Origin of the sequence: Teredinibacter haidensis (assembly GCF_014211975.1) — a bacterium.
GTDB classification, from domain to species: Bacteria; Pseudomonadota; Gammaproteobacteria; order Pseudomonadales; family Cellvibrionaceae; genus Teredinibacter; species Teredinibacter haidensis.
Genome location: NZ_CP060084.1, coordinates 103946 through 128992, shown reverse-complemented (window position 1 = coordinate 128992; position 25047 = coordinate 103946). Strand labels below are relative to the sequence as shown.

Below are 25047 nucleotides of genomic sequence, written 5' to 3'. Positions count from 1 at the left end.
GAAATTGCGCTACACCGAACTTAACCATTTTTCTTTGCGCATAATCAAATATGGGAATAGCCATTGTCGGCTAACTTTGCTTAAATCGATTACCAGCTCACAAAGACTCGATGTCGACGCTCTATAAGCAGCTGGCCCGCGCCAACAATAATTAAATAGCAACGGGAAGAATATGGACACGTTCAACTCAGCCAAAACGCTCGCATGCATTGCCCTGCTGACTAGCGTTTTAACCGTTTCGGGCTGCACCACGCACAGTTCTACCGATCAGCAAGAAGTCGTTGTAATGGGCATACGCGCCAGCTTCGCCACAGCCGAGGACAATTGGCGCGAATCTCCACCCAGTAACCGAAACGACTTTGAAACCTTTAAAGCCAACCCTATAACGCTCGTTAGCGAAACACCGGTTTCTACTTTTTCGGCCGATGTCGATACGGCCAGTTACAGCTTTGTTCGCCGCCGTCTTAATGCCGGTTACCTGCCCGAAAAAGATGCGGTGCGTTTAGAAGAGCTGGTTAATTATTTTGATTACGCCTACCCGCAACCCCATTCCGCCGAAGAGCCGTTTAAAGCCAGTGTTGTGGTACATAACTCACCATGGGCCGAAGGCAAAAATTTGATCCATATTGGCGTACAGGGCTACAGCCTGGAAGCAGAACAAACGCCAGACAGCAATCTGGTATTTCTGCTGGATGTTTCCGGCTCTATGAATTCACCCGACAAATTACCGCTGGTAAAACAATCTTTTAAATTACTACTCAGCCAGCTAAAACCCACCGATACCGTAGCCATCGTGGTTTACGCGGGCGCGGCAGGCACAGTACTAGAACCCACCGCCGTTAAAAATAAAAGCCAAATACTGGCAGCGCTCAACAAACTGGAAGCTGGCGGTTCTACGGCCGGTGGCCAGGGAATTCAGCTGGCCTATGCCTTAGCGGAACAACATTTTAACAACAACGCCGTTAACCGAATAATGCTCGCCACCGACGGCGACTTTAACGTGGGTATTAGCGACCGGGAGCAGTTAAAAGGCTTTGTAGAGCGCAAGCGAGAAAAAGGTATATACCTTTCCATACTCGGCTTTGGCCAGGGCAACTACCAAGACCAGCTAATGCAAACCCTCGCGCAAAACGGTAACGGCATAGCCGCCTATATCGATACCCTGAGCGAAGCCCAAAAAGTACTGGTACACCAAGCCACCTCCTCACTCTTTCCCATTGCCACCGACTTAAAACTGCAAGTGGAATTTAACCCCACCGCCGTAAAAGAATACCGCCTGCTGGGTTACGAAACCCGACAACTGGAACGGGAAGATTTTAAAAACGACAAAGTCGATGCCGGCGATATAGGCTCCGGCCATTCCGTTACCGCCATTTACGAAATAACACTTACCAACTCCCCGAATACCACAATAGATGAGCTACGCTACAAACAAGCAACCAAACCCAATAACCACGAAAAAACCAGCGAACTGGCCTACCTGAAAATGCGCTACAAATTACCCGGCGAGACGGAATCGAGGTTAATGGAACAGGCTATTGTCGAAACAAAAGAAGTAGACCCGAAGTTAATGCAGGAAGTGAATTTTGCCACGGCGGTTGCGGGTTTCTCTCAGTTATTAAAAGGTGGGAAATATGTAGGTGATTGGGGATTTGACGATGCCCTGAAACTTGCTAAGGATAACCGTAGGGAAGATGCGTATGGTTATAGGAGTGAGTTTGTGCAGTTGATTAGGAAGGCGGGTGTGGAGGAGAGTGGGGATTTGTAGGTTGGATGGGGCTGGTTTCGACCCGAAGCGGAGGTGCCTGCGTAGGCGTCTGTCCTAATTGGATAGGTGCGATATGCGAAAACTTGACATTACATAACCGAAATAAAGATAAGGTTTACAGTTAGAAAAGGGCGATATTTAGTGAAAATAAGCAAAGTATATCTGAGAAATTTTCGTCGTCTTGAAAATGTCGAAATCGACTTTGATGATAAGGAAACAGTTTTTGTCGGCCCGAATAACAGCGGCAAAACATCTGCGACATCAGCGTTCAAGATTTTTTTGAAGTCAAATGATTTCAAGATACATGATTTTTCTGTATCTCGAATCACTGATATAGATGCTGTTGGTGAAGGTGCCGAAAATATTGAATTTCCAACAATTGATATGGACTTGTGGCTTACCGTTGATCCTGATGTTGAATTTGGCCGAATATTCTCGTTGTTGCCAACAATATCCGCAGCGATAAATGAGGTTGGAGTACGCATTCAGTTCGCGGTAAAAGATATAGACAAGTTAAAAGAGGATTATTTTTCCGCATTTCCTGAGCAAGATGATGGAAAAAGAAGAAAACCCTTATCTTACTTCCTTTCTTTGCCAAATAATCTGTCAAGGCATTTTAATCTAGTATATTGGACACTCGAAGCTGTAGACGGAGAACCGATTAAGCATCACATGGATTCAGAGGAAGCAAAAAAGACCTTGGCTTCCATCATAAAAGTCGATTTTGTAGATGCTCAAAGAAACATTGATGATCATGAGGCTGCTCGAAGTACGCGTCTATCGCAATCGTTTGCAACGTATTACAAACATAATCTCAAGCAAGCAGAGGCGAATGAAGAGGCAAATCGTGTAATCGAAGAAAACAACGACAATCTCAATGCTCATTATGAAGAGAGCTTTAAGGATATAATGGGCGTATTAAAAGGGTTAGGCGTCCCCTCTGTAAACGATAGGCAGCTCAAACTAATTTCATCTCTAAGTCCCGAAATTGCTTTGAAGGGAAACACGGCGCTTTTGTATGTTGATCCTAAGCACAAGCATGAATTACCCGAAGCTTATAACGGCTTAGGATTTAAGAATTTGGTTTATATGGCATTGCAGGTAAGTCATTTTTATTTGCAGTGGATTTCTGCAGAGCAAAAAAGACCACTTTGTCAGGTGATATTTATTGAAGAGCCTGAGGTTCATTTGCATTCACAGGTTCAGCAGACATTTGTTTCCAATATTTGGAAGATAATTGATGATGTGGCCAACCAAAATGAGGACGAAAAAATACGGCCTCAACTTGGTGTAACAACACACTCATCACATATTCTTGATGCCGTTGACTTCGAAAAAGTAAGATATTTTAAGCGCTGCAATCTTAGCTGCGATGATCCAAATGAAGTAAAAACATTAAATGCTTCGGAGGTTTTAAGCTTGAGAGCTTTCAGCCCAAATAGGGCATCAGCTTCTGGAGAAACTGAAGATGAGGCAGAAGTTCTTAAATTCTTAAAAAAATACATGAGGCTAACACATTGCGATCTATTCTTTTCCGATGCGGTAATTTTAGTTGAAGGTGCGTCGGAAAAACTGTTGCTGCCAGAAATGATAAATAAGGAAGCTGCAGATTTAAACAGTACATACCTGTCTATTTTGGAAGTCGGTGGTGCATACGCCAGCAGGTTCTCTGGATTGTTAGAGTTTATTGGTGTTCCTTATCTTGTCATAACGGATATAGACTCAGTAGACCCTGCCGATAACCGAAAATCATGTCAAGCTAGCAAGGATGATGCAGTTACTTCTAATTCATCAATCAAGTTTTATTTGAATGAGTCAGCACTTTCCACGCTAAAGTCATATGGCGATGACGATGTAAAAGTTGCCGATGATAAAGGGTACATAGCATTCCAAAAGCCAACTTCAGCACCTTCATTTGGTAAAGGGGAGATAATGTTTGGAAGAACTTTTGAAGAATCCTTCATTTATCAGAATATCGATAGTTTTAAAGATGGAACTTTAGATTGTGGAATTGAAATTACTGACGATGCAGAAAATGTAAGGAAAGCTGTCTATGAAGGGGTGAAATCATCAACCTTTAAAAAAACTGATTTTGCATTGAGTATGGGTTCATCTGATGTGCAATGGGTAACTCCTTCCTATATCTCAAAAGGCCTCCAATGGCTGAAGACAAAGCTAACAGCAAGCACTGAGGCTTTGAGGGAGTAACCAATGCCTAATACTATTTCTAAAAAAGAATTAATGTTGACCGAAGCTGATAATAGAATACGGGAATGTCTCGATCAAAAGCTTTCATTTTCAGTAATCGCTGGTGCAGGGTCAGGTAAAACGACCTCACTTGTTTCTTCTCTTGATTACTTAAGAGAAACCTATGGAAAAGAATTCAGGCGTGATGGAAAACAAATAGCCTGCATTACGTTTACCAATAGAGCAGTAGATGTTATTTCAGGACGTCTTGGTTGGGACGATCTTTATCTTGTCTCTACACTACATAGCTTTTTGTGGTCGGCGATCAAACGATTCTCGAAAGAAATAAGGATATCTTTGCAAGAAATTGTCATTCCATCGTTAATCGAAAAACAGAGAGAAAAGGACAATGGTGGGAATAGTCAGAAAGCGCTAGCTGCAAGAGAAAAGGTTCATTCTTTAGCTCAAAATATTGAGGTGTTGGAAGCTATTGATCGGTTTCATTATGACGATACATCGCAATTCAGCAACTACGCAGAAGGCAAGCTGAGCCATGATGATGTTATCGCTATTTCTGGAGTGATGATTTCCGAAAATGAAATCCTGAGAAAGATAATTGGACAAAAATATCCTTTTATTTTCGTCGATGAAGCTCAGGATACGTTCAATGAAATTGTAAAGGCTTTAAATATTCTTTGCGGGGAAGACGGCTTTCCTGTGGTCGGATATTTTGGTGATCCGATGCAGCAAATTTACGACAAGCGTGCGGGCGACTTCCATGCTCCGGTTGGCTCTTCCCTCATTACAAAAGAAGAAAATTTTAGATGTTCACCTGAAGTAATTACATTGCTTAATGAATTTAGAAGTGATGTTGAGCAATACCCTGCAGGCGAAAATACCAATGTAAAAGGGAGCGTCGAACTAATTCTAGTGCAAGCAGAAGCACCAGGCGCACCACGTAACAGGTATACTAATGACCAGCTTGACCGAGTGGCATACAAGTTTGACGAGCTACTCGATAATTGGGGCTGGAAAGACCAAGAAAATGTGAAGTTGCTTTTCCTCGTTCGTCAGATGATCGCCCGGAGATTAGGGTTCGTTGAAATCCACAAACTTTTTACAGGTGAATATGCTTCTTCACGCGCTAAAGAGGATTATGAATCTGGCTCTCACGCATTGCTTAAGCCATTTATTCGAGTTCTTTGCCCACTTGTTAAGAGCTATAACGAAGGTGATATCCGCTCTGTTATGGATATACTTAGAAATCATAGTCCAACCTTCGATCCAGAGGGTGAAAATTCGACCAAGACTTTGAAAGAAATGCTTGCTTTGGCTGAAACCCAATTGAGTAAATTGGCGAATTTATGGCTGAACGAAAATTTAGGGAATATATTGAGGTTTGCCCGTGACGAAGAGTTATGTGAGTTTTCTGAACGTTTAATTGAGGAAGTTTCGCGCGCACCCATGACTGAAGATTACGATAAGAAGCTTCATTCAATTGAAAAAGGGCGTTGGTTGGCCGATAGCTTTTTTGATATGGATACTTCAGAGATTTCCAGTTACATTGATTTTATATCTGACAATACTCCTTTTAGTACTCAGCATGGAGTCAAAGGAGAAGAATACTCCAACGTCGTTGTTCTCTTCGATGACATTGAGGCGTCTTGGCATAACTATAGTTTTACCAAGTCTCTAACGCCCGCAACTTCAGGTGAGGGAAAAGAGGAGCAAGTCGAAAGAACCAGAAGGCTAGCTTATGTATGCTTTTCCAGAGCAGAAGTAAATTTGAAAATCGTATTTTATACACCAGATCCCAACGCGGCAAAAAAGGAGCTTGTTGGTGCTGGCCTTTTCTCAGATGACCAAATATCCTTTTTTGACTAGATAACGTCAGGATTATTGCGTAAATGTCCGCTCTTGTCCTGATGCAATACTAGGTTGTATAAATTCTACACTGGTTGAGAAAAAGGAAATAAATGGGGTCAGACCTGAATGGCACTTACTTAGATACAACTAATTGATTTAAAAGCAGAAAAGCTGGTCCAATGGTGGAGCTTTACCTCGCCAAAGATGCCACTGCCACCAAAGGGCCAGCTCCAATGAATGCTAAACATAACCGTCGGCAGCATCAACAAAAAATTATTCAGAAAGAAGCGTTTCATCGAGATGCTATTAGTTTTTTAACGTATTAACTGCACCGGAATTATTCGATACGCTTGAGGCGTTATTACCAGAGGTAGATGGGGTTAGATCTTGATACTTGCCTTTCACTTGAATGTTCGCTTTTGACCGATAGCTGACCGAGGTTTGTAGGCAAATATCGGATTACTTGTTATGCCTGTCTAAGCAGTGACACTAGAAAGAAATATTGGTAGGTGCATTTAATTGACGAGAAACAATAGTTGGGCGATCGCTTGCTAGTTGGAACGCTATTAGGACAGGCACGATAAGCAACCTTTAAAGGCTTAACACCGTTAGGCTCTTCCACACCACTATCATGGCTATCCTGCGAACGATAAGCCCCCCCCCCGTTCAGTAACTCCACTTCTGAAAATACCGGAATTCAATACAGCAGATAGCCTCTAGAAAGCGCTCAAGGAATAATAAGCGAACTACATTTATGCCAACACAAAGCAATTGGCATCACTGCCATTTACTTCACCCGAGTATAAACTCCGCCAAACCGTGTGCGGCTGTTTAGTATCACCGGTGAACTCAAGCAACGCCTCGCCAGATTTATACACCTGAACGCCGTACTTGTTTTTCACTGATTCATCAGAATAGGAAAAAAAATTGATTACAACGCTCTCTACCTTAGGCTTAGCTTCACACACATAGCCCTTCGGCAACATTGAAGCCACTAACGGCTAAACGGCAACGACTTTCAGAGAGTGCCAACGTATGTTCGATTATTACCGCCTAGCCAGGAGCCGCCTCCCCTAGATCGAACTCGCAAAAATAGTTCCCCCGCCACTCGGCCTTCGCACAAGAAAAAAGCAACAAGCAAAACGCAGCAAATATAGTTTTTCTATTTCTAATTACCATCACCCAATATACCCCGCGCCAAGACCTTTTTCATATTTCGCCCTCACTTTGATGGAAATTTCACTCAACGTAATTTTTCCATCTTTGTTCACATCGTACAATCATGACAGTCCTACAAACACCTCTCCATCAATTGTCCTGCGCATTGTTTAATGTCAGGCTCAACAATTTACCACCGACTTATCAGCCGCAAAGTTTGTTCGACTCCTTTGGCGGCATTCGGATTATTTAACAAACCTGGTAACACATTCAAAAATTCATCGTTTAGCAAGACCTTCATTTCGTCAGCCAAATAGCTCTTTAGCTCCTGATCACAATCCATCAGCTCAATCACCAAACGGTCACGATTTTCCAAAACAAACATCAAATCCTCTAGGTCATGGCTAAAATAGTCGCCAGCCCCTCTCCCCTTAAAAGCCTCCAGCTTAGTCGCTAAAAAATAGGGCGCTGAGGCCACTCGGATTATTATCCCACTGGCTAACGTAACCTCATCGGCCAGTTCAATAGCCTGCTTGTACCAGCGATTTGAAAATCCAAGAATCTCAGAGTCAGTCGGCATCACATCTACTTGCACCCGGCCCAATTTTGTCGGTGCCAGCCAACGACAAATCACCGCAGTATCACTCGTGTCCTCAATAAAACCTTTTGCTCTTAAATCATCACAAAATCGGTAATATTCGGCCCGCGACAAAACATCAATCAGCACATCGACATCTTCTGTACGGCGAGTGCCAGCTCTTGCAACCTCCGGCACAAGCAAGGCTGTTGTAGCGCCACCCACGTAGGTAATCTCTTTATTTAGCTCGCCAAGCGCTGTAGCAACGGCATGAAGTTGCTGAATGTTAAATTCATAGCCCTTCACGCTCATTGCGAAACTCCCAGGTGAGCAGCCAATAGTTCGCGCGCAATGGCAAGCTCTCGCGGCTTACCGCCTCTAATCACCTCAACCAAAGACAATGCCTGGTAGAGCCATGGATCATATGACGCAGCTAATGGAACACTATTGTGAAAGGGTACAATTAACTCCGCCTCTTTATCCCCTTGAGAGCTTGCCCACACCCAACCTGGTTGCGGCGGCAGCATTTCGCTTTTGATTAATTGGCAATTCCAACCGGTTCCAATACCTCGGCCATAACCGCTACGCTCTAATGGGCAGTAGTAACGGATACCGTAACAAAGCCATTCGTTAAGATTGCGTGCCACAGCGAAGATGCCCCCCCTGATACTGACCAACTGAGCTTTTTCGAGACGTTGAGTAGAACGACTAATTTCACCATGACTGATTCCAATAACCTCCGCTAGATCACGGATGCTAAACACAGAAGATAGCCCCGTATCGGCGAGACCAATACCAGCCTGACGCTCAATAGAGCAATATTTGAGAGCAATTAAAGTATCTTGGGGTTTTATGATCATTGAGGCGTTTCCTGTTTCGGAATAGGAAACATCTTGACAGGGAGATCGCTGGATTGTCAAACGGTAAATATCGGGGAAGCCTTCACCATTAGCAAGTACCTTGGTATTGGCCGCGCCCATCAGTACAGGCATCATAAGCACTTTCTTTTACTCTCAACTCAGTAACTATTTATGAAAATCAACCGATCCCTGTCAACGCTCTGTTTACTGGGTTGCGTATCCATTCTTGCGGCCTGCCAGAGCAGCATTGGTGCGGCACCAGACAATACCCCAGCGGCCACACTGCCCATAGACAAAACCGGGCTGGATATCCTGCAGAGCTACGACAGGGATCTATGGAGTGGCCCGGAAGGTTGGAGCGAAGCACAGTGGCGCTGGAAGCAGCGACTCAAATGGGACCGCGATTGCGACTATGTGGCCGATGTGGAAACCTACTCCCTTGTTGCGCCCTTCCAGCTGGTAACCGTGCTATGTGTGCCGGGTGCCTACCAGCCCACCTATTATCTCTACCTGTTCGACGGTGACAGCCAGCAGGGCCGGCAGCTCGAACTCGGCTTTCCCGCAAGCACCGATAACCCCAAAGAAGTCATCGGCACCCTCCAGGTGGACAGCGCCGAAAAAACACTGGAAATACTTACCCGGTCCCGCGGAATGGGTGACTGCGGTACCTATCGGGTTTTCCATTTTAACCCTGCCACGGAATTGACCCAGGCCGGTTTTCAACTGCAACAAACCCGCTCCCGTGCCTGTCGGGATCATCCGGCGGTAAAATTCGAAGAGCTACCCAAATCCCTGTTCGATTACAAAAACCGGCCTTTAAGTACGAAGTTCCTGAAAATTTGTGGGTACTTGTTAAACATGAAGATGGCGCTCACTGTTTCAATTTCAATTCAAAAACTGACGGAGATGAATATCCAATTGTTAACTATGAACCATATCTTCCGCCAAAAACGTTTGGGTAGCCACTTGCACTGATTTTTCACGAGTATTTGGAAAAATGGTCTTTTAATTATTTGAACGACTAGAATCGTTTGATCACCGGTTGATGGCGAGGATTCGTTGATAGTGCGCGCCAGCAACAATGAAGTTTACAGCTTTCTCCACCAACCTTTCTGTCAAATTAAATAAATGCACTATCATGACAGTCCTGAGAGCCACCCTATCGGAAAATATTTTTCTAAAAGCCACACGGGTTTCAGCAATGAGGAAAACTCGAAGCGCTTCCTCCGTAAACCCCAACAACTGGCCACCCTAAATTAATAGCAAATAGATAATAAGAGAATTCTGTCTTGGGCTATTTTTATTTCGTCTAGGGTTTAAAAAAAACCCTCTAACGATTTCGCGGGCCTGCATAAATCATTGCCTATAACTAAAATCATTTCCAAAAGCCGAAACACTACAAATCAAGGTTACAATACAGACGATTTATGAAGGCCACTTATACAAAATATGCGTTACTAAACCCCTCCCCTCTTTTAGTTGGGTTTACTTAAAGGCTAGTATTGTGTAATGCCAGAGGAGCCGCAGGAGGCCCAGCTACCAACGCAAACACTTCCCGCGTTATGCAGGCGACTATTGGAAATAATCGCTCGACTGCTAGGGCTGTCTGACCTAAATATACCCTCGTCCATATCCGCGATATCACAATTATTAAACGACACATCTATACGAAAAACAGTTCCACCATTCTGGCGCAACGCTTTACCAGCATCATGAATAATACAGTTTTCAACATTTAGTGTGCTTTCAGCATTTATCTGAAAAAATTTGTCATCGGCATTATAGCCTTCGATATTGGCTATATTGTACGTGCCTGAAGCTTTAACGGTAATCGCGTCCTCACCAACATCTTGAAAATAGATATTATCCAAACTCGCGTTGTTACGCAGATGAATACCGTCCGCACCATTATCTCCGATAACGACATTCTTTAGAGTCGAACCATTTTCAACTCGAAATACTGGATCTTGTCCCTCGTCTTGGCTACCATCACCGAGCTCTGATCCAGCAGTGTACGTCTGACAATAGCCATCAAAAGTACTGCCATCGTCAACGCGTATAGTAGACGTTACAACGATTACATTTCCGCCCGGCGAACATGAAGCACCTGAAATACCCGAGCCACCTCCAGTGCTAGAGCTACTCGAAGAACTACTAGAAGAAGAACTACCTCCCCCTTGGGAATTACACGTACTTAACGCAATGCAACTTTGATTGTTTTCCCAACCCCAACCACTGGTTTCGTCTTGGCATAGAGGATAAATTGAACCATACCAATCACATACAAAATCTTCAGAAGTACCTCCACCACTGGAACTACTGCTAGACGAAGAGGCGCCCGACAATACTTGACCGCTGTTTGTGCATTCTACTGGGCCAATGCAACTCTGACTATTCTCCCAACCCCAGCCTGTACTCTGACCACAACAAGCGGGAAAATCCGTACCGTACCAATTACACGTACCACAATCTTGCGCAATGGCAATATTCCCAAATGAACTAACGACTATGGTTAAAAAAATCTGCGTTAAATATTTCATAATATTTTTCCTTGCATTAACGTTATACCACACTTCAGTATAAGGAGGTCAGTTGGTAGAAACAGATTGAGATTACTAAAAAAATGTATGGGCCGGCTAAACTCTAACGTTGGCACCAAATAAAGACAGCGCCAGCAAACAATTACTGGCGCTTTAGGACGAAATTTTAGATTGCAGGAATACTTACCCAAAAGCGAACATCATCACACTCGTGGCCAGAAAGCTGATTGTAAGTCCAATCGTAGCCCGCTTTAAAATTATTAATGTCTGTTGTATTTGGATTGCTCAAGCCTGAGGAACCGTTACGATGTCCAGCGAACCAATTGCTGCCGAAATAATTACGACACTCATTGTAGACCTGAACATCCAATGAGCGACTGCTGTTCATTTGGGCAGAGACGGAATAATCACCTGAACCATAACCGGTCCATGCAGAGTGACATTGCCGCATCATCCCCCAGTTTTGCTTGGTGGCACCGGCGTTAAATGAATCTCCTGTTTTGTTATCACCATAAGCATAATTGGTATCCATAACTTCAGTTTCCATCATTGCCGACGCCAAGAACCTACGATCAGCACCCGCATCTTGATAGCCGCGCTTGTTGCTTCCTAAACCAGAAATAGTATAGCAACCGCAGCTCATACCGTTGGGGCAAGAAAGCGAACTGGGGCAACTACCGGTACCACAACTTCCGCTACTGGAGCCTCCACTACTGCTGGAAACAATGCAGCTTTGATTATTTTCCCAACCCCAGCCATCGCCGTCGGGATCGGATGAAGAACTACTACATGTAGGATAGCCACTCGAACCACCACTACTGGAACTGGTAGATACTACGCAGCTTTGGTTGTTCTCCCATCCCCAACCATCGCCATCCGGATCGGAAGAGGAGCTACTGCACGTTGGGTAATCACCACTACCACTGCTACTGGAAGAAACAATACAGCTTTGGTTGTTTTCCCAACCCCAGCCATCGCCATCGGGATCGACTGATGCACTACTACACGTCGGATAATCTTGAGCGAAAACGGGATATGAGAACGAAGCAAGGCCCACGAAAAGGACACAAGCCGTCATTAGGGATTTCATTATTTTCATCAAATTTTCTCCGTGAATTTCGGATGTACACGTTACGGACAAGGTGTAGTCAAGAAGTTGGCCGAAAAAATGTGTACGGGTAATTAATTTTTATCTCTACCGGTAAAGCGGTTGCATATTCACATCGGGTGTAACCGGTTACAACTATTTTTTCGAAATATTGACAAATAGTTAAAATTCCAAAATCCGCTATACCGCTATACCGCTATATTTGAAGCCCTGCAGCTAAGCGTTCCAGCCTCACGAATAACGTTGGCGGAATTTTTTCGCATGGCAATACAACAAACGCCTAATCTACCAACGAACCAAATGACAAAAAGGCGTTTGGGATTGAACACTAAAACATATCTTAATAATCGGATGCCTCGCAAAAAAACTTAAACACTCCGAAAAACTTTCTCAAGAAAACTATCTTAATCGACCGGTCTCTTAGTCCAGAAAACGTCTTCAACAAATAAATATAATCATTAAGCTCGAATAATCAGGTTACCATCGAGCAACTATTTTTAGTTGCTATTCAATACCAACACAAAACGACCGCACCACACACGGCGTGCGGCTTTTTATGGTGTTTGCAGGACGACACATTCAGTCGTATTATTTCAGGTTATTTCCGGCGGCTATTTAATGGTAGATCTGCTTCGTCTACACCATCCGCGACAAATCCACTTAGAATACGCGCACCATTTTCCTGAAAATGTGTTCCGTCAACGGTACCATCTGCTCGCAAAAAGAAAAAATCCTCTGGTGTCGGGGATGGACAAATTGCCATTAAATAATTCACCGTCTTTTCATTTAAGTCTGCTAAAGCGACACCGTCGGAAACAGCCAGTTCTCGCATTGCTTCCGCATGCGCACCAGTCCCATTACCACCGGTACAATAGGCTGAATTTCTTGGCGGCGGGGTGACAAATACTAAAGTTACACCTCGCGCTCGCGCACCGGATATATACTGGCGCAAGTAGGTTTTAAATTCCGTTTGCGGGTCTAAATAGTATGGAATTGTTTGGCCATTGATCGTATAAGTTGCCGTTTTATTGCCATCGTTAGTGCCAAACTGCACTAACAAATAATCACCAGATTTGATGACATTCCAGATCGCATCCAGTCGTCCTTCCTCGATAAAACGTCGTGCCGTGCGTCCACCAACGGCATGGTTTTGAACATTTACAGAGGAATTATATTGCTCTGCCAACATTTGCCCCCAGCCAGCTTGATCATTTTGACTTGCGGTATCTGTATAAGTTGATACCGTTGAATCACCAGCGATGTAAACATTAATGGTACTGGTGCTGGGCGATCCGCCGACAGGTAAAAAGGACCAGTGCTGACCTGCGCCGCCCCAATACGAGTAAAGGCGAATATCACCACCGGCTACCATACTCATTTCCCAAACATCAATTGCCTTACCACTGAATACCGAGGTAATTGAATACAACCCACTGCCAACATTATCAATATACCAACGCTGATTAGAATTACCGTAGTATGTCCACTGCCGCAGCTCTGCACCATCATCTGCGTTCCAGGCATATACATCTAATGATTTTCCGCTGTGCGCGGGCCGAATCGAATAACTGCCATCACCCAACGACACGACATCAAATTGCTGGTTTGTCGCACCACTTTCTGAATATTGTAAAATATTGGCGCCGTCGTCAGAGCTTCCACCCTCCACATCCATGAACTGACCACTTAAGGAAGACTGAATGGTATAGCGACCACTATCGATGGCAAATGCGCCCGACGACAAAAACAATATTAACGCGAAAATCATGATTTTTTTAAACACGGAATGTACCTTCGTTATATTTATTTTGGAACCACCTGGAAATGCAACAGGTGGTCACGCGACCGCTTAGCTAAAAAAGTAACACCAAAACAAGTTAGCCGAGAGGCTTATGAAGAAAACTAAAGACGCAGAAGCATATACCAAGAAATACTGGACTAGTGAGGCGAACATCCCATTATTATGGTATTACTAGAAAAGAACCGACGTCATAATCAACCCCAGCTGAATAGACAATTCGCTGCCAGAACCACCCTATTATCGTAGTTTATAAAAGTAAATTATCTCTTTGCTTTGCAGATAGAAGGAAGCCAGCAAGAGGATAACTTTCTTAAGCTTCTGCTGCGCGGGAAGATCGAATAGTTTGTGTTTTTCTTCCGCAACTAATTATGGCCAATATGTAAATCGCTTTCCGTTCCAAGAGCCAGACTCCAACGACGCAGCGGTATGTACTGGAACCACCGAAAGAAAATTCACTTAGCTAAAATTGAATAGCCTTTCAGTTCGCGCCCCGCCAATTTCGATAACAAGGCTAGTTGTCATCGTCGCTTACTCATACAAAGGCACGTACTTATAATTGGCTGAGAGCATTTGACAAACCAGCCACCCAGCACATCACCTTTGGGCGAATTGTGACGACCTTTTTTCGTTATGGCTAACTGGATCGCCAATCTAAAAGGTGTGGACGCGTGGCTAAACTGACACCCAAGCAAATTTAATTGACAAGTAAAGGAAAGGCGCCGACACGTGGTCGGCACTTTTTTATCTTTGCTATTCTAATGATTTTTTAAACTATCGATTAGCGCAGAAACCAATCGACGTACTGGTTTGTCCCGGCTGCAAAGTACCGTTCCAGCCCACACCCGAAACATTCAAGGTCGAATCACTCTGGTTCCATTCACCATTCCACAGGCTACTCACGGTTCCCTCAACGGTGACTGCTGCATTCCAGGTTACTGCAGAACTACCAGTATTTTGTAATACAAGGTTTGCACAGTAACCACCGCCCCAATCATTATTAATACTGACCGACGCAGTTACACCACCAACAGTGCTGCCGCTCGAACTACTTGAGCTAGAAATGCTGCTTGAATACGAGCTTGTTGAGGAAGAACTCGAAGAAGAAGAGCTACTACTTGAGCTGCTGGAAGATTGTAGCGAATCACAATTCCCGGCAACTGGCCCTACACCGGTGATGCGAAGATTATCTATATTGGGCAAGCCACCTTCATCGGTTGCTTCTAACCGTAATAGATTATTTCCACCCTCCAAAGTGATAATTACATTTGAAGAACTATTCCAGGTAGTCCAACCACCGGTTGATTCAAAATAAAAGTTCGCAGCCGACGAATTATTCACAAATAGCTCCCCTGGCCGAGCAGTCGAACCATTTGCGTAGTCGAAGACAATCGCATAAGCACCCGTAGCTGGCACTGAAATGGCGTAGTTAATGCCACTACCGACAGCATTCGAAGAGTTGGCAAAGCCAACACCGGAAAAGCCTGCGTTATTGCTATCGATGGTACCTTCCAAGTTACAAAAACCAGCGGTGCTCTCTTCCTGTATATAGGTGTAGCTGCTTGAACTAGACGAGCTACTCGAGCTGGACGAACTATCTCCCGACGCCAAACTAAAACTACGCGTAAAAGTAGGCCAACCGTTCGCCATATTGATTTGTAAAATATCGAGCCGCGAAGGCCAACCATCGGAAGTCGTGCCATCGTAATAGTGGATGCTTGCCAAATGTTGTCCGTTCCGATTCAGATAACCAAAGTGACCCGGCCCTATATATTTACCGGAGGTTGCCAAAACCGTACTTACACCACTAGCATTACCATTGTCGCTTCCGTAGTTCCAAAGGTTTTTACCGTTCACATCAACGAAAGGACCGGTTGGGCTAGTAGAGCGTCCGACCAAAATATAATAGTCACTTTGATTACCAGCACAACAATCTCCGCGGTTTACAAACGCGTAATAGTAACCATCCAGATACTGAACTTGCGCGCCTTCAAATTCATTCCAACCACCGTTGTTCCCGATAGCCGCAACGCGTGAAGAACCTTGGCGCAATCCGGTACTCGGGTTTATTTGCACAATATATAGGCCCGAGTAATGAGAGCCGTATATCATAAAAACGTTGCCACTAGTATCGCGATAAACACCAGGGTCTATAGCGTTCATTGGTCCACCACTTGTGGACGGATCGGTTTGCGTAGAAACCACCATGCCCAAATCTTGCCAATTCGGATTGTTTAAGGAGTCTGTAACAGCAACACCAATTGCCGAAGTCGGTGGGTTGCTGGAAGAAAATGCGGAGTAGTAAATATAGTAGCGACCATTCATTTCGATAAGATCGGGCGCCCAAAAATTACCATCAAAATTCGGCACGCGCGCATTTATCCAACTGGGCCAGGTACCAGGCGTAAAAACTGTGGAGCCGGTATTCCAATTAATTAGGTCGGTTGAGTAGCGGCTGACCATGCCGTCATTACCATCACCGGTACCGAAAGTCCAATAAGTGCCATCATCTTCGACGATAGTGGAAGGGTCATGAGTTGTGTTATTACCATATAATTCCATAGCCAACACTTGTAAACTTAAAATCAAAGATACAGTAAGGATCAGCGCTTTCTGCGCCACTTTCTGAGAGAGTGTAAACATTGCGGGTACCCTGCTGAAAATTATTATTGATTGATCGTCATAAAGTTTAGGAACGATAAACGCCCCATTTACGAGAGGGTACCAGAAAGGCTTCGAGCTCATCGCCTACAACTTACGAAAGTGCCAACGGCCTAACATCACAGTCTGCCGAACGTCGCAAACTTAATAAAAATCGGATCGAGATGAGAGACTCCTAGTCGCTCGACTGCCAGAGGGAGCAGGCGCTCATCGCGGAAATTCAACTACATGGCGAAAATATTTTAGAAGAAAGGCGCGCAACTTTTTAGCGTATAGAAAACTGCACTATCCTGAGCACCCCGCGAACGGCTAGACAACGCTCCCGTCCAGCGCTAGTCGTTTTGGGGAATTGTGCGGGGGTTTATCCTCAACGCGATACTCTTCCTCTTGCCACTCCAGGTTGGCCGCCCCACACGTAAAACGCCTTTAGGGAGAGACGCCTCTAACCCGCGTTCGGCCTATTACCACACCGAAATTGCGCTACACCGAACTTAACCATTTTTCTTTGCGCATAATCAAATATGGGAATAGCCATTGTCGGCTAACTTTGCTTAAATCGATTACCCGCTCACAAGGACTCGATGTCGACGCTCTATAAGCAGCTGGCCCGCGCCAACAATAATTAAATAGCAACGGGAAGAATATGGACACGTTCAACTCAGCCAAAACGCTCGCATGCATTGCCCTGCTGACTAGCGTTTTAACAGTTTCGGGCTGCACCACGCACAGTTCTACCGATCAGCAAGAAGTCGTTGTAATGGGCATACGCGCCAGCTTCGCCACAGCCGAGGACAATTGGCGCGAATCTCCACCCAGTAACCGAAACGACTTTGAAACCTTTAAAGCCAACCCTATAACGCTCGTTAGCGAAACACCGGTTTCTACTTTTTCGGCCGATGTCGATACGGCCAGTTACAGCTTTGTTCGCCGCCGTCTTAATGCCGGTTACCTGCCCGAAAAAGATGCGGTGCGTTTAGAAGAGCTGGTTAATTATTTTGATTACGCCTACCCGCAACCCCATTCCGCCGAAGAGCCGTTTAAAGCCAGTGTTGTGGTACATAACTCACCATGGGCCGAAGGCAAAAATTTGATCCATATTGGCGTACAGGGCTACAGCCTGGAAGCAGAACAAACGCCAGACAGCAATCTGGTATTTCTGCTGGATGTTTCCGGCTCTATGAATTCACCCGACAAATTACCGCTGGTAAAACAATCTTTTAAATTACTACTCAGCCAGCTAAAACCCACCGATACCGTAGCCATCGTGGTTTACGCGGGCGCGGCAGGCACAGTACTAGAACCCACCGCCGTTAAAAATAAAAGCCAAATACTGGCAGCGCTCAACAAACTGGAAGCTGGCGGTTCTACGGCCGGTGGCCAGGGAATTCAGCTGGCCTATGCCTTAGCGGAACAACATTTTAACAACAACGCCGTTAACCGAATAATGCTCGCCACCGACGGCGACTTTAACGTGGGTATTAGCGACCGGGAGCAGTTAAAAGGCTTTGTAGAGCGCAAGCGAGAAAAAGGTATATACCTTTCCATACTCGGCTTTGGCCAGGGCAACTACCAAGACCAGCTAATGCAAACCCTCGCTCAAAACGGTAACGGCATAGCCGCCTATATCGATACCCTGAGCGAAGCCCAAAAAGTGCTGGTACACCAAGCCACCTCCTCACTCTTTCCCATTGCCACCGACTTAAAACTGCAAGTGGAATTTAACCCCACCGCCGTAAAAGAGTACCGCCTGCTGGGTTACGAAACCCGACAACTGGAACGGGAAGATTTTAAAAACGACAAAGTCGATGCCGGCGATATAGGCTCCGGCCATTCGGTTACCGCCATTTACGAAATCACACCTACCAACTCCCCGAATGCCACAATAGATGAGCTACGTTATAAACAAACAAGCGAACCCAACACTAGTAAAAAAACCAGCGAACTGGCCTACCTGAAAATGCGCTACAAATTACCCGGCGAGACGGAATCGCGATTAATGGAACAGCCGATTATTGAAACCAAAGAAATAGCCCCGGCGTTAATGCAGGAAGTGAACTTTGCCACGGCGGTTGCGGGTTTTTCTCAGTTACTAAAAGATGGGAAATATGTAGGTAATTGGGGATTTGACGATGCCTTGAAACTTGCTAAGGATAACCGTGGGGATGATGCGTATGGTTATAGGAGTGAGTTTGTGCAGATGGTGCGAAAGGCGAGTGTGGCGGAGAGTGGGGATTTGTAGGTTGGTTGGGGCTGGTTTCGAGCCAAAGCGGACGTTGATAGTCTATATTTTAAGGGCAGCTCATTGCTGAAAGCGGACGTTGAGACTGGCTACTTCAGGCGTCAGAAAACGACCAAAAGCAGATATTCGTATTTTTTGCTCTAGACTTACAAGCTTGTTAGCCAATAAAGGCTGCAGACGACCCTTAACAGACGTTGAATGATTATGAGTACAGGGCATAAGTTTCATCTGACCCCGCTTATTAAGAGAATAAAACTAATCATGTTTAAAAAATAATAACTCCAATATAGAAGGAACTTGTGCATGTATTTGCATTCTTTGTTGTTAAATAATTTCAGGAAATATAAATCTCTAAATGTATCGTTCAATAGTGGCTTGAACCTGTTGGTTGGAGAAAATGATTCGGGAAAAACTGCCATTGTGGATGCAATAAAATACGTGCTTCATACACAAAGTCGTGAGTTTATACGACCGTGTGTTGAGGATTTTCATTTGTCTGGTAATGAGGATGAGTCGAAGCGGAGTGAAACATTTGTAATCGAGTGTGTTTTTAAAGGATTTAAGGACTATGAATCAAAGAGTTTTTTAGAATGGCTTGGGTTCGATGATGATGGTGGATTCAATTTACGGGTGTGGTTAAAGGGAACGAGAAAAGATGGGCGGATTTACTACGATTTACGTGCAGGGTCTGACAGCGAAGGTCATCAACTCAATGGTGAAGCAAGAGATCTTTTGCGAGCCACTTATCTAAAGCCGTTAAGGGATGCAGAAAGTGAGCTGACACCAAAAAGAGGATCACGATTGTCACAAATTCTTGATAGTCATGATCAGTTTTCAGATAAAGCAGACCATCGGTTAAAAAGGATTTTACGACTCACAAATAAAGCGATTGATAATTATTTTTCAAAGTATGATGGCAAAGACCTTCTTGGTGATATCAATGGTTACTTGGAAGATTTTTCCATCGATGACAATGTGCTTTCTTCTAAGTTTCAAGTGAGCGATAACTCACTGAAATCGATACTTGAGAAGCTGTCACTCAAGCTCTTTGGGCAGGAAATATCTGAAAATAATTTTCAAGGTCTTGGATCAAACAATATCCTCTACATCGCAGCCGAACTTCTTCTACTAAAGAAGCTGCATTACTCAGGGCTCAAACTTGCGTTGATTGAAGAAATTGAGGCTCATCTTCACCCTCAGGCTCAGGTCAGACTAATAGACGCAATTCAAAAAATTGGTGAAGAGAATAATATCCAGTTCATATTGACGTCTCATAGTCCAAATCTAGCCTCAAAAGTTAAGCTCGATAACCTTATCGTTTGCAAGGGTGGTAATGCTTATCCAATGGGGCCTTCGAGTACAAAGTTAAGGAGTGGTGATTATTACTTTTTGGAGAGGTTTTTAGACTCTACTAAGGCGAATCTTTTCTTCTCTAGTGGAACAATCTTAGTCGAGGGTGATGCTGAAAATATTTTAGTCCCCGTAATAGCGAAATATATAGGTAGGGACTTGTCTAGAGGTGGTGTGTCTATCGTTAATGTTGGAAGCACCGCCTTTTTAAGGTATGCCAATATATTTTTGAGAGAAGAAGGTGAGGAGTTCAGAGTCCCTGTTTCGCTTATAACGGATGTAGATGTTAAGCCAGTCGAATGTGGGAAAAAGAAAGATGATGTGCTTTTGATGGCTGAAGAGATAGAGGTGGCTAGAGAGGCAACAATCGTTGAGAAAGAAGGAAAATATCCAGCCCCAATAAAGTCATTTATAGCACCGTATTGGACTTTGGAATATAGCTTATCATTAAGTAGTTTGTCAGAAGTATTCTGGGCGTCTGTATACCTGTGCTGGAAGACAAAGAGTAAAGATTACGTATTCACTGATGAATGGAAAAATGAACTGGTTTTGGAGGCAGATGTTGAATATAAAAGTTGGCTAGATGATGGTTGCTCAAAAGAGAAGATTGCTTTTAATATTTATAAGGAAACGTTGCTGGATAAGAAATTGTCAAAGGCGGTTGTGGCACAGGTGTTTTCTGGGGTTTTGAGTGAGGCTGATCTTGTGGGGGCTCCTGATGATCCATATATTAGTTATTTGGTTGATGCTGTGGTTTACGCAACTGGTGGGCAATAGTTATGCTTATATCAGATGAAGCAATTCATTCTATTGAGGAAAGGTATAATTTAAAGTTCGATATTGAAAGTCGGGAGTTTATTAAATGCATGGTGTCAAAAGACATACAGGCGTGTCCTGGGGCAGGAAAAACAACATCGCTGGTAGCTAAGTTGGAACTGCTATCAGGGTTTATGCCATTTTCAGACAATAGCGGGTTGCTTGTTCTTACTCATACAAATGTAGCTGTTGATGAAATCAAGAGAAAGCTAGGAGGTGATGCTAATGTACTTCTGGGTTATCCAAATCATGTTGGCACATTTCAATCTTTCATTAATAAATCCCTAGCAATACCAGAGCTATCAAGCATGATCAAGAGAAAGCCTGAAAGAATAGATAGCGATATTTTTAATCAAAAGCTTCTGTTAAAGCTCAAAAAATACTGCCTCGATAAATTTATTGCAATGAGTGCAGAGGCAAACAACTATCCTAATATCGAGTCTTTCTTAGAGGATCTGACTGTTACTGATAACAAGGTCATTCTCAATCTTGCGGGAAATAGAAAGAAAATACTGGTTAATAAAGGAAAGCCTTCGTATAGAAACATTAAGAGAGCCCTTGGTGAGGGTGTTGTGAATCAAGTGATACTCGATGGATATTTGACTTACGAGCACTGCTACGATTTGGCTCAAGAGTATCTTAAAAAACATCCAGAAGTAATTAAGGTTTTCCAGAAAAGATTCAAATATGTATTTATTGACGAGGCGCAAGATACGGACGACAGGCAGTTTTCCATTCTAAAGAGTCTGTTTGGCGGTAGCGATGTTGTCGTTCAGCGTATAGGTGACAATAATCAGGCGATATTTAATTTCCTTGGTGCTCCACAATCTGGGTGGAATGTTGATGATAATCCGATAAATATCCATAAGACAAAGCGCCTATCAAAAAAAATATCTGATGTGATTTCTAATGTCGCGATAAATCCTCAGGATCTGTGCGGCCCTAATGAGGTTGATATCAAGCCGACAATTATTGTTTTTGATGATGAGCATGTTGAAGGTGTTATTCCCTTGTTTGCTGGATTGATACATAAGTATAAGCTTAACGAAATTGATAGTTGTGTTTTTAAAGCTGTTGGTGGCGTTTCTAAGGGCAGTGATAAAGGTCATACGATACCTGATTATTTTCCCAATTATAAAAGAGGTAAGGCGATACCAGAGAATGATGACCTTGTAGAAAAATTTGGTAGTCTTGGTGTGGATCTATTATCACCAAGATTAATTATGGATGTTTCTCTTGATATTGTTAGAGAGTATCTTTTTCTTACAGGGGCTAGGTTGGATGACGGCCCGTTTACAAAATCCAGAATATTAATTTACTTGAGGGCTGTTGATCATGTTCAATATGATAGATTTAAAACCCTTCTGTTAGAAATATCTAGAGGGGTTTTAAATTCCAAGTCCGTTGACAATCTCTTCAGCGATCTTCTAACTGTTTTTCTGGGAGTTTATGGAGATATTCTTGATCAGGGTGTTCTGTCTGAAGTGATCAAAAAAATAGATATAAATGTACAGTCAAGCAATATTGAAAATGTCTATAGCTACAATGAGGATGGTGTTGAATTCGATATTCCTGTTTCCACTATACATAAGGTTAAAGGTGAGACGCATACAGCTACTCTAGTTCTTGAGACTTTCAAGGATGGTTATGATTTGTATCAGCTGTTGGATCTATTTAAAGGTAATAAGACGCATGGTTTCGATGGAAAGAAAAAGCTTGTTTATGTTGCCGTATCTAGGGCTACACATTTTCTATGCTTAGCCATTCATCAAAAAAACCTTCATCGTAAAAAGAATAATTCGGTGACTGTTCAGGATATTGTTGACTTAGAGAACTCTGGATTCAATGTTATTGACATGGCAGGATAGACCCCTTTCCCTTCCATAAAGATGTTGGCTGAATGTTATTCCCAGTACATCTCGATTAGATGGCCAGCCAAACTGTCCGCTATTGGCCGAAAGCAGAAGAAATAGACCGTTAGGGAAATAATTATATGGGTATTAAGACAGAAACAGTAAAGGTGCGTTGCCCAAACCCACAATGTGATTCAAAAACGCTCCCAATTAGGTTTGAAGCTAAGCTATCTATCGAAACGAGACCCACTTATTAGGACAGGCACGTTAGCCAGTGAGGCTTAACACCGTTACGCTTTCTAAAAACATTTAAAAACCAGTAGTCGAACAGCGAACTGTGAGCTTTTACATAGTGTATTAGGGAAAAATGGTCCATTATAAAACTGCTCCTTTAATAGATAGCAAATAATACGCGGCACGCGAAAATACAATAAAAACGACTCTCGGGAGCAAGTTAGTGACCACTTATAGCGATGCAATCATCAGTCTGCTTTCATATTCAGCCACAGACCTGCATGTTTCTTCTGCAGATGAAGTGCGTATTATACGGCTCATTCGTTCTGACCCAAACCTGGGGGCAACCGTATACAACCTCGATAGAAAGGGTTACTTAAACGCGTTGTTTACACGAAGAAATAAGTGGGGTCAGGCCTGAATGGCACTTACTTAGATACAACTAATTGATTTAAAAGCAGAAAAGCTGGTCCAATGGTGGAGCTTTACCTCGCCAAAGATGCCACTGCCACCAAAGGGCCAGCTCCAATGAATGCTAAGCATAACCGTCGGCAGCATCAACAAAAAATCATTCAGAAAGAAGCGTTTCATCGAGATGCTATTAGTTTTTTAACGTATTAACTGCACCGGAATTATTCGATACGCTTGAGGCGTTATTACCAGAGGTAGATGGGGTTAGATCTTGATACTTGCCTTTCACTTGAATGTTCGCTTTTGACCGATAGCTGACCGAGGTTTGTAGGCAAATATCGGATTACTTGTTATGCCTGTCTAAGCAGTGACACTAGAAAGAAATATTGGTAGGTGCATTTAATTGACGAGAAACAATAGTTGGGCGATCGCTTGCTAGTTGGAACGCTATTAGGACAGGCACGATAAGCAACCTTTAAAGGCTTAACACCGTTAGGCTCTTCCACACCACTATCATGGCTATCCTGCGAACGATAAGCCCCCCCGTTCAGTAACTCCACTTTTGAAAATACCGGAATTCAATACAGCAGATAGCCTCTAGAAAGCGCTCAAGGAATAATAAGCGAACTACAGTTATGCCAACACAGCAATTGTCATCACGGCCCTTTACTTCACCCGAATATAAACTCCGCCAAACCGTGTGCGGCTGTTTAGTACCACCGGTGAACTCAAGCAACGCCTCGCCAGATTTATACACCTGAACGCCGTACTTGTTTTTCACTGATTCATCAGAATAGGAAACAAAATTGATTACAACGCTCTCTACCTTAGGCTTAGCTTCACACACATAGCCCTTCGGCAACCTGGAAGCCACTAACGGCTAAACGGCAACGACTTTCAGAGAGTGCCAACGTATGTTCGATTATTACCGCCTAGCCAGGAGCCGCCTCACCCAGCTCGAGTTCGCAAAAATAATTACCCCCTCCACCCCGTTTATTAGGACATGCGCGTTAACCATATTAGTCACCTCCTAGATTTGGATCACACAACCGTGAACCCGAGCAACGCTTTAGCGCCCCCACCCTTACACCCACTTACCTCCCAAAATTTTTTTTGGAAAAAGACCGCATCTCTTCTTATCGCATCTCAAACGGTAGCTACTTACAGCCAAGTAACAACGATTTGTGGAAGCGAATAGATTTGGAAGGTACCATAAAAGCGGATGAAAACGAGGCAAATATTATTGAATTGGCGCGAATGTGTGGCGCCACAGGGGCTGCGGATCTAGCAGCCCTTGGCATGACCCGCGAGCGCATGACCAGGAGAGGTTTGATCCAGCGCATTGCCCGTGGCCGCTATCGGCTGCCGGTTACAGATATTACCGAGCACCATGATTTGGCACTGTTTGCCGCGCAGGTTCGGCTGGGCGTAGTCACTTTGATCTCCGCACTGGCCTTTCACAATATGGGGACCCATGTGGTTTGCAGTGAAGGCCCGCGACCGCATACCTAAACTCGCCTACCCACCAGTGCGCTACCACTATTATTCCGGCGTGGCTTATGAGCAAAGCATTGAGCGGCATAGAATTGAGGGCGTTAGGTAAAGGTGTATTCCCCGGCAA

16 protein-coding genes are annotated in these 25047 nt (G+C 43.9%); 9 read left to right on the top strand and 7 right to left on the bottom strand.

The window, feature by feature from the left end; translation table 11 throughout:
• Positions 1-172 precede the first annotated feature (172 nt).
• From H5715_RS00515 to H5715_RS00505, 3 genes are all read left to right on the top strand, one after another.
• Positions 173-1768 (top strand): YfbK domain-containing protein, encoded by a 1596-nt coding sequence (locus H5715_RS00515; RefSeq protein WP_185906576.1) that lies wholly within the window; start codon positions 173-175, stop codon positions 1766-1768.
• 141 nt (positions 1769-1909) lie between these two features.
• Positions 1910-3976, top strand: coding sequence for an ATP-dependent nuclease (locus tag H5715_RS00510; protein ID WP_075188205.1), 2067 nt, complete (start codon positions 1910-1912; stop codon positions 3974-3976).
• A gap of 3 nt (positions 3977-3979) precedes the next feature.
• Positions 3980-5839, top strand: a complete 1860-nt coding sequence (locus H5715_RS00505; protein ID WP_139309948.1) for a UvrD-helicase domain-containing protein — start codon at positions 3980-3982, stop codon at positions 5837-5839.
• A gap of 734 nt (positions 5840-6573) precedes the next feature.
• Here H5715_RS00505 and H5715_RS20140 read toward each other — a convergent pair.
• The 3 genes from H5715_RS20140 to H5715_RS00490 all read right to left on the bottom strand — a co-directional run bounded on the left by H5715_RS20140 (position 6574) and on the right by H5715_RS00490 (position 8551).
• Entirely contained in the window at positions 6574-6807 is a 234-nt protein-coding gene (locus H5715_RS20140) for a DUF5991 domain-containing protein (protein ID WP_246434637.1), read from the bottom strand.
• 362 nt (positions 6808-7169) lie between these two features.
• Positions 7170-7868, bottom strand: a complete 699-nt coding sequence (locus H5715_RS00495) for a hypothetical protein (protein WP_075187534.1) — start codon at positions 7866-7868, stop codon at positions 7170-7172.
• The gene (locus H5715_RS00490; RefSeq protein ID WP_075187533.1) at positions 7865-8551 is read right to left on the bottom strand and encodes a MarR family transcriptional regulator; all 687 of its coding nucleotides are present in this window, start codon (positions 8549-8551) and stop codon (positions 7865-7867) included. Before H5715_RS00490 ends, H5715_RS00495 begins: the two co-directional genes overlap by 4 nt.
• A 36-nt stretch (positions 8552-8587) precedes the next feature.
• On the opposite strand from H5715_RS00490, the gene H5715_RS00485 reads away from it, so the two are divergent.
• Positions 8588-9391, top strand: a complete 804-nt coding sequence (locus H5715_RS00485) for a DUF1176 domain-containing protein (protein ID WP_075187532.1) — start codon at positions 8588-8590, stop codon at positions 9389-9391.
• A gap of 521 nt (positions 9392-9912) precedes the next feature.
• Here H5715_RS00485 and H5715_RS20350 read toward each other — a convergent pair.
• The 4 genes from H5715_RS20350 to H5715_RS00465 form a co-directional block, all read right to left on the bottom strand.
• The gene (locus H5715_RS20350) at positions 9913-10956 is read right to left on the bottom strand and encodes a pectate lyase (RefSeq protein WP_139309905.1); all 1044 of its coding nucleotides are present in this window, start codon (positions 10954-10956) and stop codon (positions 9913-9915) included.
• Positions 10957-11122: 166 nt separating this feature from the next.
• Positions 11123-12055, bottom strand: coding sequence for a carbohydrate-binding domain-containing protein (locus tag H5715_RS19910; RefSeq protein ID WP_083608214.1), 933 nt, complete (start codon positions 12053-12055; stop codon positions 11123-11125).
• A gap of 607 nt (positions 12056-12662) precedes the next feature.
• Entirely contained in the window at positions 12663-13847 is a 1185-nt protein-coding gene (locus H5715_RS00470) for an RICIN domain-containing protein (RefSeq protein WP_075187530.1), read from the bottom strand.
• A 789-nt stretch (positions 13848-14636) separates the two neighbouring features.
• Positions 14637-16505: a family 43 glycosylhydrolase gene (locus H5715_RS00465; RefSeq protein ID WP_075187529.1), complete on the bottom strand. Its 1869-nt coding sequence runs from the start codon at positions 16503-16505 to the stop codon at positions 14637-14639.
• A 661-nt stretch (positions 16506-17166) separates the two neighbouring features.
• On the opposite strand from H5715_RS00465, the gene H5715_RS00460 reads away from it, so the two are divergent.
• The 5 genes from H5715_RS00460 (at position 17167) to H5715_RS00440 (ending at position 24938) form a co-directional block, all read left to right on the top strand.
• On the top strand, positions 17167-18762 hold the full coding sequence (locus tag H5715_RS00460; protein ID WP_185906575.1) for a YfbK domain-containing protein: 1596 nt from the start codon (positions 17167-17169) through the stop codon (positions 18760-18762).
• Positions 18763-19065: 303 nt separating this feature from the next.
• The gene (locus H5715_RS00455) at positions 19066-20889 is read left to right on the top strand and encodes an ATP-dependent nuclease (protein ID WP_075187318.1); all 1824 of its coding nucleotides are present in this window, start codon (positions 19066-19068) and stop codon (positions 20887-20889) included.
• A gap of 2 nt (positions 20890-20891) precedes the next feature.
• Positions 20892-22796: a UvrD-helicase domain-containing protein gene (locus H5715_RS00450; RefSeq protein WP_075187317.1), complete on the top strand. Its 1905-nt coding sequence runs from the start codon at positions 20892-20894 to the stop codon at positions 22794-22796.
• 442 nt (positions 22797-23238) lie between these two features.
• Positions 23239-23436 (top strand): hypothetical protein, encoded by a 198-nt coding sequence (locus H5715_RS00445; RefSeq protein WP_139309888.1) that lies wholly within the window; start codon positions 23239-23241, stop codon positions 23434-23436.
• Positions 23437-24626: 1190 nt separating this feature from the next.
• A complete protein-coding gene (locus tag H5715_RS00440; protein ID WP_083608290.1) occupies positions 24627-24938 on the top strand; it encodes a hypothetical protein in 312 nt (103 codons plus the stop codon).
• Positions 24939-25047: the final 109 nt, after the last annotated feature.